This window comes from Sphingomonas sorbitolis, from assembly GCF_036663875.1.
In the GTDB taxonomy this organism is placed as follows: domain Bacteria; phylum Pseudomonadota; class Alphaproteobacteria; order Sphingomonadales; family Sphingomonadaceae; genus Sphingomonas.
The window spans coordinates 489989-505197 of sequence record NZ_JAXOJS010000001.1 but is presented as its reverse complement, the minus strand read 5'-3'; the positions used below and the strand labels follow the sequence as shown (position 1 = coordinate 505197).

Below are 15209 nucleotides of genomic sequence, written 5' to 3'. Positions count from 1 at the left end.
GCCTTCCTGTTCTCCCGCGAAGGCGGGAGTCCAGGGTTACAGGCGCTGAGGGTGGTATCCTGGACCCCCGCTTTCGCGGGGGAACGGGTAGTGGTCAGGCGCTGACCGCCTCCAGCAGACCTTCGAACAGACGCCGGCCATCGGTGCCGCCGTGCGCCGCTTCGATGCGGCGCTCCGGGTGGGGCATCATGCCGAGGACGTTGCCCTTGTCGTTCAATAACCCGGCGATGTTGCGCGCCGACCCGTTGACGCTCTCGGCGTAGCGGAAGGCGACACGGCCTTCGCCTTCGAGGCGGTCGAGCGTCTCGGTGTCGGCGAAATAATTGCCGTCGTGATGCGCGACCGGGAAGGACACGCGTTCGCCGGCCGTATAGCCTGACGTGAACGTCGAGCTTGCCGTCTCAACCGTCAGCGCGATATCGCGGCAGACGAAGTTCAGTCCCTCGTTGCGCATCAGCGCACCGGGGAGGAGCCCCGCTTCGGTCAGTACCTGGAAACCGTTGCAGATGCCGAGCACGGGCAAGCCCTTGCCAGCCTGCTCGACGACCGCGCGCATGATCGGCGAGCGTGCTGCGATCGCGCCGGAGCGGAGGTAATCGCCGTAGGAGAATCCACCGGGGACCGCGACCAAGCCGATGTCCGCCGGCAGGTCCGCATCACCGTGCCAGACCATGAGCGGCTTGACGCCGGTCACCGCCTCCAGCGCGACGGCGATGTCGCGGTCGCAGTTGGAGCCGGGGAAGACGATGACCGCAGTCTTCATGACAAAATCGCCTTCATGCGCGCTCGACCCGGTAATTCTCGATCACCGTGTTGGCGAGCAGCTTGCGGCACATACCGTCGATCGTCGCGTCGTCGATATCGTCGGCGACTTCCAACTCGATCAACTTGCCCTGGCGGACGTCGTGCACGCCCTCGAAGCCGAGGCTGCCGAGTGCGTGATGGATCGCCCGGCCCTGCGGATCGAGCACGCCGGGCTTCAATGTCACGAAAACCTTGAGTTTCATTTACTTGCCCCGGTTCTTGCGATGCTTTTCGAGGTCGAGGACCGAATTGTCGCCACCCTCGGGCAACAGGCCAAGACGGCGTGCAACCTCTTGATAGGCCTCGACTTCGCCGCCGAGATCGCGACGGAAGCGGTCCTTGTCCATCTTCTCGTTGGTTTCCATGTCCCACAGACGACAGCCATCGGGGCTGATCTCGTCGGCGAGGATGATGCGACCGAAGTCGTTGTCGAAGATGCGGCCGAATTCGAGCTTGAAGTCGACGAGGCGGATGCCGACGCCGGCGAACAGCCCGCACAGGAAATCGTTCACGCGGATCGCGAGGTCGGCGATGTCGTGCATCTCCTCCTGGCTGGCCCAGCCGAACGCGGCGATGTGTTCGTCGGAGATCATCGGATCGCCGAGCGCATCGTCCTTGTAGTAATATTCGATGATCGTGCGGGGCAGCTTGGTGCCCTCCTCGATCCCGAGACGCGTCGAGATCGAGCCCGCGGCGACGTTGCGCACGACGACTTCGATCGGGACGATCTCGACCTGGCGGATCAGCTGCTCGCGCATGTTGAGCCGGCGGATGAAGTGCGTCGGCACGCCGATATGATCGAGCAGCGTGAAGATGTGCTCGGAAATCCGGTTGTTGAGCACGCCCTTGCCGTTGATCGTGCCCTTTTTCTGGGCATTGAACGCGGTCGCGTCGTCCTTGAAATACTGGATCAGCGTGCCCGGCTCGGGACCCTCGTAGAGGATCTTGGCCTTGCCTTCGTAGATCTGGCGGCGGCGAGCCATGCGCGGTCCCCTGGAAATCGAGCGGTGAAAATCGAGCGGCCCCAGCCTACGCGATATACACCGCGAAGCCGAGGCCGGAATAGGCCGCGCCTATAGGCGAAGGGTGCGGGGAGTGCAATCGGATCGGTGCGGTGAGGCGAAACCTATTGTCGGGCGGCAATTGTCGGCACGGCCGTACGGGCAAGAGAGGCGGTTGCGCGCTCGCTGCTTTCCTCCGTGCAACCAAGACGATAGGAGCGCTCAGATGGAGCCACTCACTCGCGATCGCCCAGACGAACAGACGCGCGCTCGCCCGGATTGCCACCAGGCGATCTCTATTCTCGACCTGTTCACGATCGGAATCGGGCCGTCGAGTTCCCATACCGTCGGGCCAATGCGTGCGGCGTGGCTGTTCGCCGATCTCGTGGCGGACGAGCATCCGGTGGCGGTGCGGGTCGATCTATATGGCTCGCTGGCGCTAACCGGGCGCGGGCATGCGACCGACAGCGCGGTGATGCTGGGGCTCAGTGGTGCGCAGCCGGAGATGATCGATCCGGACCTGATCCCGGTGCGTCTTGCCGCGATCCGCTCGAGCGGGCGGCTGATGCTCGCCGATCGGGTGGAGATCGGGTTCGAGGAGAGCCAGCATCTGCTGTTCCATGCGCAGACCTTCCTGCCAGGGCATCCCAATGCGGTGACCTTCACTGCCTCAATTGGTGAGGGGCGCACGGTCGAACGCACCTATTTCTCGATCGGCGGCGGGGCGATCGTCGAGGCGGGCTCGGGGCCGGTGAAGGCGAACATCCTGTTGCCGCGGCCATTCTCGTCGGGGGCGGAGCTGCTCGCGACCGGCGATGCGACGGGGATGACGATCGCCGACATCGTCCGCGAAAACGAGATCGCGTGGCGGCCGGAGAGCGAGACCGACGCGTTTCTCGATGCCGTCCGTGGCGCGATGTTCGCGTCGATCGATCGCGGCTGTCGGCAGGGGGGTATCCTGCCGGGCGGATTGAAGGTGCCGCGGCGGGCGAAGGCGTTGTTCGAGGGGTTGCAAGCGCGCGATACCGCGGCCGATCCTTCCGCGGTGTTCGAGTGGGTGAGCCTGTATGCGCTCGCCGTGAACGAGGAGAATGCCGCGGGGGGCCGCGTCGTCACTGCGCCGACCAATGGCGCGGCGGGGGTGCTGCCCGCGGTGCTGCGATTCTACGAGACCTTCACCAAGGACCCGACGGCGAAGGGTGCGCACGATTTCCTGCTGACCGCGGCCGCGATCGGGTTTCTCTACAAGAAGCGCGCGTCGATCTCGGCGGCGGAGATGGGGTGCCAGGGCGAGGTCGGCGTCGCGTGCTCGATGGCGGCGGGCGCGCTCGTCGCGGCGCTCGGCGGCACCAATGCGCAGATTGAGAATGCGGCTGAGATCGGCATGGAGCATAATCTCGGCCTGACCTGCGATCCGATCGGCGGGCTGGTCCAGATCCCGTGTATCGAGCGCAACACGATGGGTGCGATCAAGGCGATCAACGCGGCGTATCTGGCGCTGCGCGGGGATGGTCGCCATATCGTCAGCCTCGATGCGGTGATCGAGACGATGCGCCAGACCGGTGAGGACATGCGCTCGCAATATAAGGAGACGTCGCTTGGGGGCTTGGCCGTCAACGTCGTCGAATGCTGAAGGATTTCGAATGACTGCCCCGACGAACCCGCTTCTCGATACGCTTTCGCTGCCCCGTTTCGCGGAGCTGTCGCCCGACCAGATCGCGCCGGCGCTCGACGAGGCGATCGCGCGGCACGAGGCGATGGTCGAGGCGCTGACGACCGCGCGGCCGACCGATTTCGCGGGCGCGTGGCTGCCGTACGAGCGCGCAAATACCGAGATCGGCGCGATCTGGTCGGCGGTGTCGCATCTGCACGGGGTGGCGGACACGCCCGAACTGCGCGCGGCGTATTCCGAGGGGCAGAAGCGGCTCGTCGAGAACGACATGAAGGTCGGGCAGAACCGCGACCTGTACGAGGTGTTCGTGGCGCTGAGCGTGTCGCCGGAGTTTGCCGACTTGGCCGTCGAAGACCGGGTCGCGGTGGAGCAGGCGATCCGCGATTTCACGTTGTCGGGCGTGGCGCTGGAGCCCGAGGCACGCGACCGGTTCAGTGAGATTTCGGTCGAGCTGTCCGGCCTGTCGAACGAGTTCGGCAGCGCGGTGCTCGATGCGACCGACGCGTGGTCGGAACTCGTGACGGACGAGGCCGATCTCGCCGGAATCTCTGACGCGGACAAGGCGATGTTCGCGGATGCCGCCAAGGCGAAGGGGCAGGCCGGCTGGCTGGTCGCGCTCCAACAGCCGAGCGTCAACGCGGTGCTGACCTTCGCCGAGAACCGCGAGTTGCGCGCGCGCATGTACCGGGCGTTCGCGACGCGCGCGTCGGACCAGGGGCCGAATGCGGGCGAGTTCGACAACAGTGCGCGGATCGCGCGTATCCTCGAGTTGCGGCATGAGGGCGCCAAGCTGCTCGGCTTCACCGATCCGGTCGCGTGGTCGCTGGAGACCAAGATGGCCCCCAATGGTGCGGAGGTGATCGCGTTCCTGCGCGATTTGGCACGGCGCGCAAAGCCGGCGGCGGAGCGCGACCTTGCCGAACTGAAGACGTTTGCCGCGGACCAGCTCGGGATCGCCGATTTCGAGCCCTGGGATGCGGGCTTCGTGTCGAACCGGTTGCGGCAGGATCGCTATGCGGTCGATGCGCAGGTGGTGAAGGCGTATTTCCCGGTCGAGCGCGTGATGGAGGGCTGGCAGACGCTGATGCAGCGGCTGTTTGGCATCAAGCTGGTCGAGCGCGGCGACGTGTCGCTGTATCACGAGGACGCGCGGTTCTTCGATGTGGTGGACGAGAGCGGGACGGTGTTCGCCGGGCTGTATCTCGACCTGCACGCGCGGACCGGCAAGCGTGGCGGCGCGTGGATGGCGCAGGCGCGGCCGCGGTTGCACGACGGCAATACCGTGACGGTACCGGTCGCGTATCTCGTCTGCAACTTCGCGCCGGATGGCGGCGAGACGCCGTCGCTGCTGTCGCACAACGACGTCACGACGCTCCTGCACGAGACCGGCCACTGCATCCACCTGCTCTTCACCAAGGTGAACCGGCCGAGCATCGCCGGCACCAACGGTTTCGAGTGGGACGCGATCGAGCTGCCGAGCCAGCTGATGGAGGATTTCGCCTGGGACGAGGCCGTGCTGACCGGCATGTCCGGCCACTACAAGACCGGCGAGAAGCTGCCCGCCGACCTGTTCGAGCGGATGGTGAAGGCGCGGCATTTCCAGGCGGGGATGTTCATCCTGCGCCAGGTCGAGTTCGCGCTGTTCGACCTGCTGCTGCATCTCGGCACGATGGGCAGCGACCCGATCGAGGTGATCGAGGCTGTGCGCGACGAGGTGGCGGTGATCCGGCCGCCGGAATGGCACCGCTTCCCGCATGCGTTCAGCCACATCTTCGCGGGCGGCTATGCGTCGGGCTATTACAGCTATCTCTATGCCGAATTGCTGGCCGCAGACGGCTTCGAGGCGTTCGCGGAGGCTGGCCTGGTCGATCGCAAGACCGGCGACCGATTCCGCGAGGAAGTGCTCGCGCGCGGTGCGACGCGTCCGGCGGCGGACAGCTTCCGCGCGTTCCGTGGGCGTGATCCCGAGCCGACCGCGATGCTGGTCCGCCACGGGCTGCAAGCGTGACGAAGCGCGTCGACCGGCGTTGGTTGTCGGAAGCGGTGCGGCGGATCGAGGCAGACTATAACCGGTCTGCCGACACGCACCTGATCCGCGTCGACCTGCCGCGGTATCCCGGCATCGTGCTGTACCTGAAGGACGAGAGTTCGCACCCGACCGGCAGCCTCAAGCACCGCCTCGCGCGCTCGCTGTTCCTGTACGCGCTGTGCAACGAATGGATCGGGCCCGAGACGACGGTGATCGAATCCTCGTCGGGATCGACCGCGGTGTCGGAGGCGTATTTCGCAAGGATGCTGGGGCTGCGGTTCATCGCGGTAGTCCCTGCGACGACCGCCAAGCCCAAGCTCGACGCGATCCGTTTCCACGGCGGCGAGATCCACATGGTCGACGATCCGCGCACCGTCTACGCGGTCTCCCACCGCCTCGCGGCCGAAACCGGCGGGCATTATCTCGACCAGTTCACCTATGCCGAGCGCGCGACCGACTGGCGCGGCAACAACAACATCGCCGAAAGCATCTTCGCGCAGATGGCCGAGGAGGAGCATCCGTGCCCGTCCTGGATCGTCTGCGGCGCAGGGACGGGGGGCACGTCGGCAACGATCGGGCGGTTCATCCGCTATTGCCGCCACGACACCAAATTGTGCGTCGCCGATCCGGTGCACTCGGTGTTCCATCGCCATTTCGAGGACCGCTCGGTGGTCGCGTTGCCGGAAGGGTGCGCGTCGCGGATCGAGGGGATCGGGCGGCCGCGCGTCGAGCCGAGCTTCGTGCCGAGCGTGATCGACCGGATGATCGCGGTTGATGACGCCGACAGCATCGGTGCGATGCGCGCGCTGTCCGACCGGCTTGGGCGGCGCGTCGGCGGATCGACCGGGACCAACCTCTGGGCGTGCGCGCAGATCGTCGAGGAGATGGCGGCGGCAGGTGAAACGGGCAGCATCGTCACGCTGTTGTGCGATGGCGGCGACCGCTATGGCTGCACCTATTACGACGACGCATGGCTCGACGATCGCGGGGTCGCGTGGACCGGGGCGGCGGCGCGGATGACGCAATTTCTAGGCTGAGTAACCGATGACCACATGGCAGTTCTGGATCGACCGCGGCGGCACGTTCACCGATGTCGTCGCGCGGGAGCCGGACGGGCGGATCGTCACCGCCAAGCTGCTATCGGAAGATCCCGAGCGCTACGGCGATGCCGCGGTCGAGGCGATCCGGCGGCTGACTGATGGGGCGGACGTGCCGCTTGAACTGCGCATCGGCACCACGGTCGCGACCAACGCGCTGCTCGAGCGCAAGGGCGAGCCGACGTGTCTCGCGATCACGCGCGGGTTCGGCGATGCGCTGCTGATCGGCCACCAGGAGCGGTCCGACATTTTCGCACGCGACGTGAACCGTCCGCCGCCGCTGTTTGCGCATGTCGTTGAGATCGACGAGCGGGTCGGGGCCGAGGGCGATGTGCTCCGTCCGCTCGACGTCGACGCGGCCGGTGCAGGATTGCAGGCTGCATTCGATAGCGGTCTGCGCGCGGTCGCGATTGTTCTTGTGCACGGCTATCGCTTCACGGCGCACGAGGAGGTGCTGGCGGCAATCGCGGCTGAGATCGGCTTCACGCAAATCTCGGTCAGCCACCGCGTCGCGCCGCTGATCAAGCTGATCGGGCGCGGCGATACGACCGTCGTCGATGCGTATCTGTCGCCGGTCGTCGATCGCTATGTCTCGGGCCTGAGCGACGCGCTGGGGCAGGGCGCGCTGTTCATGCAGTCGTCGGGCGGACTGGTCGACGGCGCAGGCTTTCGCGGCAAGGACGCGATCCTGTCGGGTCCCGCGGGTGGCATCGTCGGCATGGCCGCGACCGCGCGCGAGGCCGGGTTCGAACAGATCATCGGCTTCGACATGGGCGGCACCTCGACCGACGTCTCGCACTACGCCGGCACGTACGAGCGCGATACCGAGACGCTGATCGCCGGCGCCCGTATCCGCGCGCCGATGCTGCGGATCCATACGGTGGCGGCGGGCGGCGGCTCGATCTGTCGGTTTGACGGCGAGCAGCTGATCGTCGGGCCGGAGAGCGCGGGCGCGGTGCCGGGGCCGGCGTGCTATCGCCGCGGCGGGCCGCTGACGGTGACCGACTGCAACGTGATGCTGGGCAAGGTGCGCCCCAAATTCTTCCCGGCGCTGTTCGGACCGGCGGGCGATCAGCCGCTCGACGCCGAAGCAGTGACCGCCCGGTTCTCAGAATTGCCGCTCGATCCGCAGGTCGCGGCGGAAGGGTTCGTCGCGGTCGCGGTGGCCAACATGGCGAATGCGATCCGGACGATCTCCGTCGCGCGTGGGCATGACGTGACGCGTTACACGCTGGCATGTTTCGGTGGGGCCGGGGGGCAGCATGCATGCCTCGTCGCCGACGCGCTGGCGATGGACCGCGTGATGATCCACCCGCTGGCCGGCGTGCTGTCGGCGTACGGCATGGGGCTGGCCGATCGTCGCGTGCTCCGCGAGGCGACCTCGGGTGCTGCGTTCGCGGACTATGCCGCGATCACGCAGGCGCTGGACGGTCTGGCGGAAGCAGCGCGCGACGCGCTGGTGGCGCAGGGTGTCACGGCGGACGACGTCCGGATCGAACGCCGCGTGCATCTGCGTCGAGGCCAGACCGACCACACCATCGAACTTGATCTCGACGACCCGGCAGCAATAATCGCCGCGTTCGACGCGGCACACGTCGCGCAGTTCGGGTTCGCCAGCGAAGCACCGCTGATCGCCGACCGGATCGTAGCCGAGGCGATCGCCGAGAGTCCGGCGATCGACGCCGCGCTGGTCGCGTTCCCCGAAGAGCCGGCCGCGCCGCTGTCGGTCGCGCCCGTCTACATGGCCGGTGCATGGCACGACACGCCCGTCCTGGCGCGCGAAGGCCTCCCCGCCGGCCACGCCATCGACGGCCCCGCGCTGATCCTCGACAGCGTCTCCACCACCATCGTCGAGCCCGGCTGGCGCGCGCGCGTCGATCCGATCGGCAATCTGATCCTCGACCGCATCGCACCCCGTGTCGGCGCGAGCATCGGCACTGAATCCGATCCCGTCCGGCTGGCGATCTTCGCCGGTCTGTTCATGAGCATCGCCGAGGAAATGGGCGCCGCGCTCCAGCGCTCCGCCGCGTCGGTCAACATCCGCGAACGCCTCGACTTCAGTTGCGCGCTGTTCGACGCGCAAGGCAACCTCGTCGCCAACGCCCCGCACATCCCGGTACACCTCGGCTCGATGGGCGAGAGCATCCGCACGATCATCGACGCGCGAGGCGGCGGCGCAGACGGCCGCGGTATCCGCCGCGGCGACGCCTACGCGCTCAACGCCCCCTATCGCGGCGGCACGCACCTGCCCGACATCACCGTCATCATGCCGGTCTTCGCGGACGACGGCGACGCGCCGGCGTTCTTCGTAGCCGCCCGCGGCCATCACGCGGACGTCGGCGGCATAACCCCAGGATCGATGCCGCCCGAAAGCCGCTCGGTCGAGGAAGAGGGCGTTCTGCTCGACGATCTTCTGATTGTCGATGAAGGCCGCTTCCTCGAAACCGAACTTCGCGCCGTGTTCGCCGGCGGACCCTATCCCGCACGCAACGTCGACCAGAACATCGCCGATCTCGCCGCGCAATTAGCCGCCTGCACGCGCGGCGCGACTGGTCTCACACGACTCGCGAACGAGTACGGCACGGACGTCGTCGCGGCCTACATGGAGCACGTCCAGGCCAACGCCGACGCTGCCGTCCGCCGCCTGATCGCGACGCTAGGCGATGGTGCGTTTGCCTATGAGATGGACGACGGCGCAGTCGTGCGCGTGGCGGTCCGCGTCGATCGCGAGGCCGCGACGATGGAGGTCGACTTCGCCGGCACCAGCGACCAGCGCCCGACCAACTTCAACGCCCCCGTCTCGATCGTCCGCGCGGCGGTGCTCTACGTCGTCCGCGCGCTGATCGACGAGGCGGTCCCGCTCAACGACGGCTGCCTGCGCGGCGTGACGATCCGCGTGCCCGAAGGCTCGATGCTCAACCCGCGCTATCCGGCCGCGGTCGTCGCCGGCAACGTCGAGACCAGCCAGGTCGTCACCGACGCGCTGTTCGGCGCGCTGGGCGCGATGGCCGCCAGCCAGGGGACGATGAACAACTTCACCTTCGGCAACGACACGCACCAATATTACGAGACCATCGCCGGCGGGGCAGGCGCAGGCCCCGGTTTCGACGGCGCGTCAGTGATCCAGACGCACATGACCAACAGCCGGCTGACCGACCCTGAAATCTTCGAAACGCGCTTTCCCGTGTTGCTGGAAGACTTCTCGATCCGCCGCGGCTCGGGTGGGGCAGGCGCAAACCAGGGCGGCGACGGCGCCACGCGGCGGGTGCGCTTCCTCGAAGAGATGACCGCCTGCATCCTAGCTAATCGCCGCCGCGTCGCGCCGTTCGGCATGGCGGGCGGTGCAAGCGGCGGGCTGGGCTCGGCAACCGTCGAGCGCGCGGATGGCAGCGTCGAGCCGCTCGGCTCCACCGCCAAGGTCGACATGAAAGCTGGCGACGTATTCGTCATAGAAACGCCCGGCGGCGGCGGATTTGGGAGAGACGAATGACACACGGCATCGATCAGGCGACCGCGGCGCGGTTCGCGACGCTGACACTGGGGCATCTGACCCGCGAATGGCCGTACAAACTCGACCAGACGCTGGGTGGTCCCGGCGATCTTGCCTTGCCCAAGACGCTGCATCCGATCTTTCACGGCAGTTTCGACTGGCATAGTTGCGTACACGGCTGGTGGCAGGTGATGCGGCTCGCACGCCTGTACCCGGCCATGCCCGAGGCGGTGGCGATCGAGGCGCTGGCGGACCGTATGCTCGTGCCGGCGTTGGCGGCAGGCGAACTCGACTATCTGGCAAGGCCGACGACGGGAAGTTTTGAGCGCCCTTACGGCTGGGGCTGGTTGCTCGCGTTGCATGACGAACTGGCGCTTCGGATCGATCGTTCCTGGGCGGCCGCGATCGCGCCGCTCGCACACGCATTCGCCGCCCGGTTCGCCGAGTATCTGCCGAAGCTTATTTATCCGGTACGCAGCGGCAAGCATGACTGCACGGCATTTGCGCTGGTCCACGCGCTACGCTGGGCGCGTACGCATGACGCGGCGCTCGCGGCGTTGATCGAGACGCGTGCGCGCGATTGGTTCGGGGCGGATCGCGCATGCCAACCGTGGGAGCCAAGCGGTGAGGATTTCTTGTCCGCGACGTTGTGCGAAGCGGTGCTGATGCGCGAGGTGCTCGGTGCCGACTTCACGGCGTGGCTGACCGCATTCATGCCCGATCCGTTCGGCTCGGCGACCACCTGCCTGCGAACGCCGGCGATCGTCAGCGATCGCTCGGATGGACAGCTCGCACATCTCGACGGCGTGAATTTGTCACGCGCATGGGGGTGGCGGTCGATTGCCAAGGCACTACCCGACCCGAAGCGGGCGTGGTTGGTGGCGGACGATCACCTCGCCGAGGCGCTGCCGCATCTTGCCGACGATTATATGGGTGAACACTGGCTGGCGACGTTCGCCCTGCTCGCTCTCGATGCCGAATCATAAGACGATATCGGGCCTTGCGGTGGCTTCGTATCGTTACGCACCCGAAATGGACCCTTCTCTGGTGGTGTACCGGCGATAGTCGATCGGTGTCGCTGCTGATGGTCTGACGTACGGAGCTTTGGGATTGTGTCGCCACGGCAAGGGTTTCCGGACCGGTCCTGCCTCTGTCGCTCTGACCCCCTGCTTAAACTCTGCCTCATCCGTACCCGATCGGATCGTGCGCTGAAACCGATCGACGATTGACCGCTCGAAGCGGGCGTGAAAGCGTCTGTTCAAGGAATTTTGCAGGAGGCGGCCATGCTAGTTCTCGCTCTCGTTATCGGTATCGTCGCCGGGTTGCGCGCGATGATGGCGCCGGCCGCGATCGCCTGGGCAGCCTCAACCGGGTTGGTGCCTCTGCAGGGGACATGGCTGGCCTTTCTCGGGTGGCGGTTCACGCCTTGGATAATATCGTTTCTCGCAGCCGCCGAACTCGTCACCGATCAACTGCCCTCGACGCCAAGCCGGACGGTACCGGCGCAGTTCGGCGCACGGATCGTCACGGGCGGAATTTCGGGCGCGGCGATCGGTTATGCCTTGGGGGCGTCGTTTTTTGGACTGGTGCTCGGCGTGATCGGCGCCGTCCTCGGGACGCTGGGCGGTGCGAGATTGCGCGCGCGGCTGGCGGCATCATTCGGCAGCGATCGTCCCGCCGCGTTGGTTGAGGATGCGCTGGCGATCGGCCTGGCTGTGCTGGTCGTCGCGCTGTTGTGATGCGGCGGTTCGACGCGATCATCGTGGGCGCCGGTCAGGCGGGACCGCCGCTCGCGGGGCGTTTGACCGAGGCCGGGATGACGGTGGCACTGATCGAGCGCAAGTTGGTCGGAGGTACCTGCGTCAATACCGGGTGCATGCCGACCAAGGCGCTGGTTGCAAGCGCCTATGCCGCCCATCTGGCTCGTCGGGCCGCGGAGTTCGGCGTGCGGACCGGCGAAGTCGGCATCGATATGCCGGCGATAGCGGCGCGCGCGCGTGCCATCGTGATGGATGCGCGTTCGCGTAACGAAGCCTGGTTGGACGGCATGGCCGGGCTGACCTTGTTGCTCGGTCATGCGCGCTTTACCGGCCCTGGTACGATCATGGTCGACGGAGAGGAACTGACCGCACCGCGGATTTTTCTCAACGTCGGCGGACGCGCGAGCGTGCCTGATATGCCGGGCGTAAACGACGTCCCCCATCTGGACAACACCGACATGGTCGCGCTGGAGGCCGTACCCAAGCATCTGGTGGTCGTCGGCGGCAGCTATGTCGGGCTCGAATTCGCGCAGATGTATCGCCGGTTCGGCGCCGCCGTCACCGTGGTCGAGCGCGGCGAGCGGTTGATCGCGCATGAGGATGCCGACGTGTCCGAGGCGGTCCGTGCGATCCTTGAGGATGAAGGCATCGTCGTACGGACCGGCGCGACCTGCATCGCCTTCGCCGCGCATGAGGCCGGCGTCGCGGTATCGGTCGATTGCACAGCGGGCGACCCGGTGGTGATCGGCAGCCATGTGCTGCTTGCGGTCGGGCGGCGGCCGAACACCGATGATCTCGGGCTCGAGCTTGCCGGGGTCATGACCGATGCGAAGGGCTATGTGATCGTCGACGATCTGCTCCAGACCAACGTGCCGGGGGTCTGGGCACTCGGCGATTGCAACGGGCGCGGCGCGTTTACGCACACCGCCTATAACGACTTCGAGATTGTCGCGGCCAACCTGCTCGATGGCGACGAGCGCAGCCTGAGCCAGCGGTTGGTCGGCTATGCGCTGTACACCGATCCACCGCTCGGACGGGTCGGGATGACGCAGGCGGACGCCGAGCAGACCGGGCGGACGATCCTCGTCTCGACGCGGCCGATGTCGCGAGTCGGGCGGGCGATCGAGAAGGGTGAGACCAAGGGTTTCATGAAGATCGTCGCCGATGCGGAGACGCAGCGGATCCTGGGTGCGGCGATCCTGGGTGTCGGGGGCGATGAGGCGATCCACGGTATCCTCGACATGATGAACGCGGATCAGCCGGTGTCGGCTTTGCGCTGGGCGGTGCCGATCCATCCGACCGTATCTGAGTTGATCCCGACGCTGCTGCTCGGTCTCGAACCGGTGGAGCCTCGATGACCACGACCGGCAGCGTCGCCTCGCGCGAGCACCAGATGTTTCCGGTGCTCGACGCCGACCAGATCGAGACGGCCAAGCGGTTCGCGAGCGGCCCCGCGCGAAAATTCGCAGCGGGCGAGCAGGTCTATGCGATCGGTGAACAGGGCGCGCCCGCATGGCTGGTGCTGGCGGGATCGATCAAGGTCATCCGCCGCGACGGGCTGACGCACGAGGCGCCGATCACCTCGCACGGAGTCGGACAGATCACCGGCGAGGTGAACCAGCTCGCCGGACGCCCCTCGATCGCGGGGGGCCGTGCCGGCGCCGATGGCTGCACCGCTTTGCCGTTCGATCCGGCGCATTTGCGCGCGCTGATGGTCGGCTCGGCGGACGTCGGCGAAGTCGTGATGCGCGCGCTGATCCTGCGCCGCGTCGGACTGATCGAGCAGGGCAGCGGCGGGACGGTGATCGTCGGCGTGCCGGGCAGCCCCGATATCGTCCGGTTGCAGGGTTTCCTCACCCGGTCGGGCTATCCCAACGTCGTGCTCGATGCGGCGTCGGACGAGGAGGGGCGCGCGCTGGTCGAGCGGATCGGCGTGTTGCGCGCCGATCTGCCGCTGGTGGTCTGTCCGAACGGGAAAGTCCTCAAGCGACCGTCGGATGTCGAGGTTGCCGCGTGCCTGGGGATCACGCCCGAGCTCGATCCGGACGTGGTGTACGACGTCGCGATCGTCGGCGCGGGGCCGGCAGGGCTGGCGGCGGCGGTATATGCCACATCTGAGGGACTGTCGGTGGTCGTGCTCGACGAGCGCGCGATCGGCGGGCAGGCGGGGGCGTCCGCGCGGATCGAGAATTACCTGGGGTTTCCGACCGGAATTTCAGGGCAGGCGCTGGCGGGCCGCGCGTTCAACCAGGCGCTGAAGTTCGGCGCGGAGATCGCGGTGCCGCTGGAGGTCGCGCGGCTCGACTGCGATGACGCGCGGCCGGCGGACGATCCGCTGGTGCTCGCGCTGCCGGGTGACACGCGGGTCCGGTCGCGGACCGTGATCGTGGCCTCGGGCGCCCGCTATCGCCGGCCCGACATTCCCGGTCTGGCGATGTTCGAAGGCGCAGGCGTCTCCTATTGGGCGTCGCCGATCGAGGCGCGGCTGTGCGAGGGCGAGGAAGTCGCGCTGGTCGGCGGCGGCAACTCGGCCGGGCAGGCGGTGGTATTTCTCGCGCCTCGCGTGAGCCGTCTCCATTTGATCGTGCGACGGCCGCTGGCGGCGACGATGTCGAAATACCTGATCGACCGGATCGCCGCGTTGCCCAACGTGACGCTGCATGTCGGTACCGAGATCGTCGGTCTGGAGGGCGACCGCGCGACCGGGCTCACGGCGGCGACGTTCCGCCAACCCGATGGCGCGATCAAGCCTTGCGCAATGCGGCATTTGTTCCTGTTCATCGGCGCCGACCCTAACGCGGGTTGGCTACAAGGCTGCGTCGATACCGACGATAAGGGGTTCATCGTCACCGGCAAGGCTGCCCTCGCGTTACAGACGAGCCGCGCGCGCGTGTTCGCGATCGGCGACGTGCGCGCGGGCTCGACCAAGCGCGTCGCGGCGGCGGTCGGCGAGGGGGCGGCAGTGGTCGCGCAGGTTCATGTCGCGCTGGCCGACATGGCCGAACGGGAGGCGTCATGAGTTACGGCTGCACGCATATGGAGACGATCCGGTCGGTCACGCCGAGCGCCAAGGGGTGCGAGGATTGCCTTCGGATCGGCAGTGAATGGGTCCATCTGCGGCTGTGTCGGGCATGCGGGCATGTCGGCTGCTGCGACGATTCGCCACACCGCCACGCGACCGCGCACTTTCATGCGACGCGGCATCCGATCATCGAGGGCTATGACCCACCGGAGGGCTGGGGCTGGTGTTTCGTGGACGAGTCGATGGTCGACCTGCCCGACCAAACGCCGCAATGGGGGCCTATCCCGCGGTATGTTTGAAGAGGGGTAGGCTTTGTTTGCGTCGGTTCAGCCGC

At 67.0% G+C, this 15209-nt stretch carries 12 protein-coding genes; 9 read left to right on the top strand and 3 right to left on the bottom strand.

The annotated features are described in order from the left end of the window. Window positions 1–94: 94 nt before the first annotated feature. From purQ to purC, 3 genes are read right to left on the bottom strand one after another with little or no spacing between them, the layout of a single operon-like run. Window positions 95–763 carry a phosphoribosylformylglycinamidine synthase subunit PurQ gene (gene purQ / locus U1763_RS02090; RefSeq protein WP_332753885.1) on the bottom strand — a complete coding sequence of 223 codons (669 nt, stop codon included), beginning with the start codon at window positions 761–763 and terminating at the stop codon, window positions 95–97. A 13-nt stretch (window positions 764–776) separates the two neighbouring features. Continuing rightward, the gene (purS, locus tag U1763_RS02085; RefSeq protein WP_332753884.1) at window positions 777–1007 is read right to left on the bottom strand and encodes a phosphoribosylformylglycinamidine synthase subunit PurS; all 231 of its coding nucleotides are present in this window, start codon (window positions 1005–1007) and stop codon (window positions 777–779) included. Next, entirely contained in the window at window positions 1008–1787 is a 780-nt protein-coding gene (gene purC / locus U1763_RS02080; protein WP_055876188.1) for a phosphoribosylaminoimidazolesuccinocarboxamide synthase, read from the bottom strand. It lies immediately after the preceding gene. Window positions 1788–2031: 244 nt separating this feature from the next. On the opposite strand from purC, the gene U1763_RS02075 reads away from it, so the two are divergent. The 9 genes from U1763_RS02075 to U1763_RS02035 all read left to right on the top strand — a co-directional run bounded on the left by U1763_RS02075 (window position 2032) and on the right by U1763_RS02035 (window position 15174). Beyond that, window positions 2032–3438, top strand: a complete 1407-nt coding sequence (locus U1763_RS02075; RefSeq protein WP_332753883.1) for an L-serine ammonia-lyase — start codon at window positions 2032–2034, stop codon at window positions 3436–3438. A 10-nt stretch (window positions 3439–3448) separates the two neighbouring features. Then, window positions 3449–5485, top strand: coding sequence for a M3 family metallopeptidase (locus U1763_RS02070; RefSeq protein WP_332753882.1), 2037 nt, complete (start codon window positions 3449–3451; stop codon window positions 5483–5485). After that, on the top strand, window positions 5482–6543 hold the full coding sequence (locus tag U1763_RS02065; protein WP_332753881.1) for a PLP-dependent cysteine synthase family protein: 1062 nt from the start codon (window positions 5482–5484) through the stop codon (window positions 6541–6543). The genes U1763_RS02070 and U1763_RS02065 overlap by 4 nt, the downstream gene beginning before the upstream one ends. Window positions 6544–6550: 7 nt before the next feature. Then, window positions 6551–10093: a hydantoinase B/oxoprolinase family protein gene (locus tag U1763_RS02060; RefSeq protein ID WP_332753880.1), complete on the top strand. Its 3543-nt coding sequence runs from the start codon at window positions 6551–6553 to the stop codon at window positions 10091–10093. Next, window positions 10090–11079: a DUF2891 domain-containing protein gene (locus U1763_RS02055; protein ID WP_332753879.1), complete on the top strand. Its 990-nt coding sequence runs from the start codon at window positions 10090–10092 to the stop codon at window positions 11077–11079. The genes U1763_RS02060 and U1763_RS02055 overlap by 4 nt, the downstream gene beginning before the upstream one ends. A gap of 297 nt (window positions 11080–11376) precedes the next feature. After that, a complete protein-coding gene (locus U1763_RS02050) occupies window positions 11377–11832 on the top strand; it encodes a DUF4126 domain-containing protein (protein WP_332753878.1) in 456 nt (151 codons plus the stop codon). Continuing rightward, window positions 11829–13211: an FAD-containing oxidoreductase gene (locus U1763_RS02045; RefSeq protein ID WP_332753877.1), complete on the top strand. Its 1383-nt coding sequence runs from the start codon at window positions 11829–11831 to the stop codon at window positions 13209–13211. The genes U1763_RS02050 and U1763_RS02045 overlap by 4 nt, the downstream gene beginning before the upstream one ends. Continuing rightward, window positions 13208–14872: an FAD-dependent oxidoreductase gene (locus U1763_RS02040; RefSeq protein WP_332753876.1), complete on the top strand. Its 1665-nt coding sequence runs from the start codon at window positions 13208–13210 to the stop codon at window positions 14870–14872. Before U1763_RS02045 ends, U1763_RS02040 begins: the two co-directional genes overlap by 4 nt. Continuing rightward, entirely contained in the window at window positions 14869–15174 is a 306-nt protein-coding gene (locus tag U1763_RS02035) for a UBP-type zinc finger domain-containing protein (protein ID WP_132741759.1), read from the top strand. Before U1763_RS02040 ends, U1763_RS02035 begins: the two co-directional genes overlap by 4 nt. Window positions 15175–15209: the final 35 nt, after the last annotated feature.

Bases quoted from the DNA above. Each gene is read 5' to 3' on its own strand.
- purQ (WP_332753885.1), bottom strand. From the start codon at position 763: ATGAAGACTGCGGTCATCGTCTTCCCCGGCTCCAACTGCGACCGCGAC.
- purS (WP_332753884.1), bottom strand. From the start codon at position 1,007: ATGAAACTCAAGGTTTTCGTGACATTGAAGCCCGGCGTGCTCGATCCG.
- purC (WP_055876188.1), bottom strand. From the start codon at position 1,787: ATGGCTCGCCGCCGCCAGATCTACGAAGGCAAGGCCAAGATCCTCTAC.
- U1763_RS02075 (WP_332753883.1), top strand. From the start codon at position 2,032: ATGGAGCCACTCACTCGCGATCGCCCAGACGAACAGACGCGCGCTCGC.
- U1763_RS02070 (WP_332753882.1), top strand. From the start codon at position 3,449: ATGACTGCCCCGACGAACCCGCTTCTCGATACGCTTTCGCTGCCCCGT.
- U1763_RS02060 (WP_332753880.1), top strand. From the start codon at position 6,551: ATGACCACATGGCAGTTCTGGATCGACCGCGGCGGCACGTTCACCGAT.
- U1763_RS02055 (WP_332753879.1), top strand. From the start codon at position 10,090: ATGACACACGGCATCGATCAGGCGACCGCGGCGCGGTTCGCGACGCTG.
- U1763_RS02050 (WP_332753878.1), top strand. From the start codon at position 11,377: ATGCTAGTTCTCGCTCTCGTTATCGGTATCGTCGCCGGGTTGCGCGCG.
- U1763_RS02040 (WP_332753876.1), top strand. From the start codon at position 13,208: ATGACCACGACCGGCAGCGTCGCCTCGCGCGAGCACCAGATGTTTCCG.
- U1763_RS02035 (WP_132741759.1), top strand. From the start codon at position 14,869: ATGAGTTACGGCTGCACGCATATGGAGACGATCCGGTCGGTCACGCCG.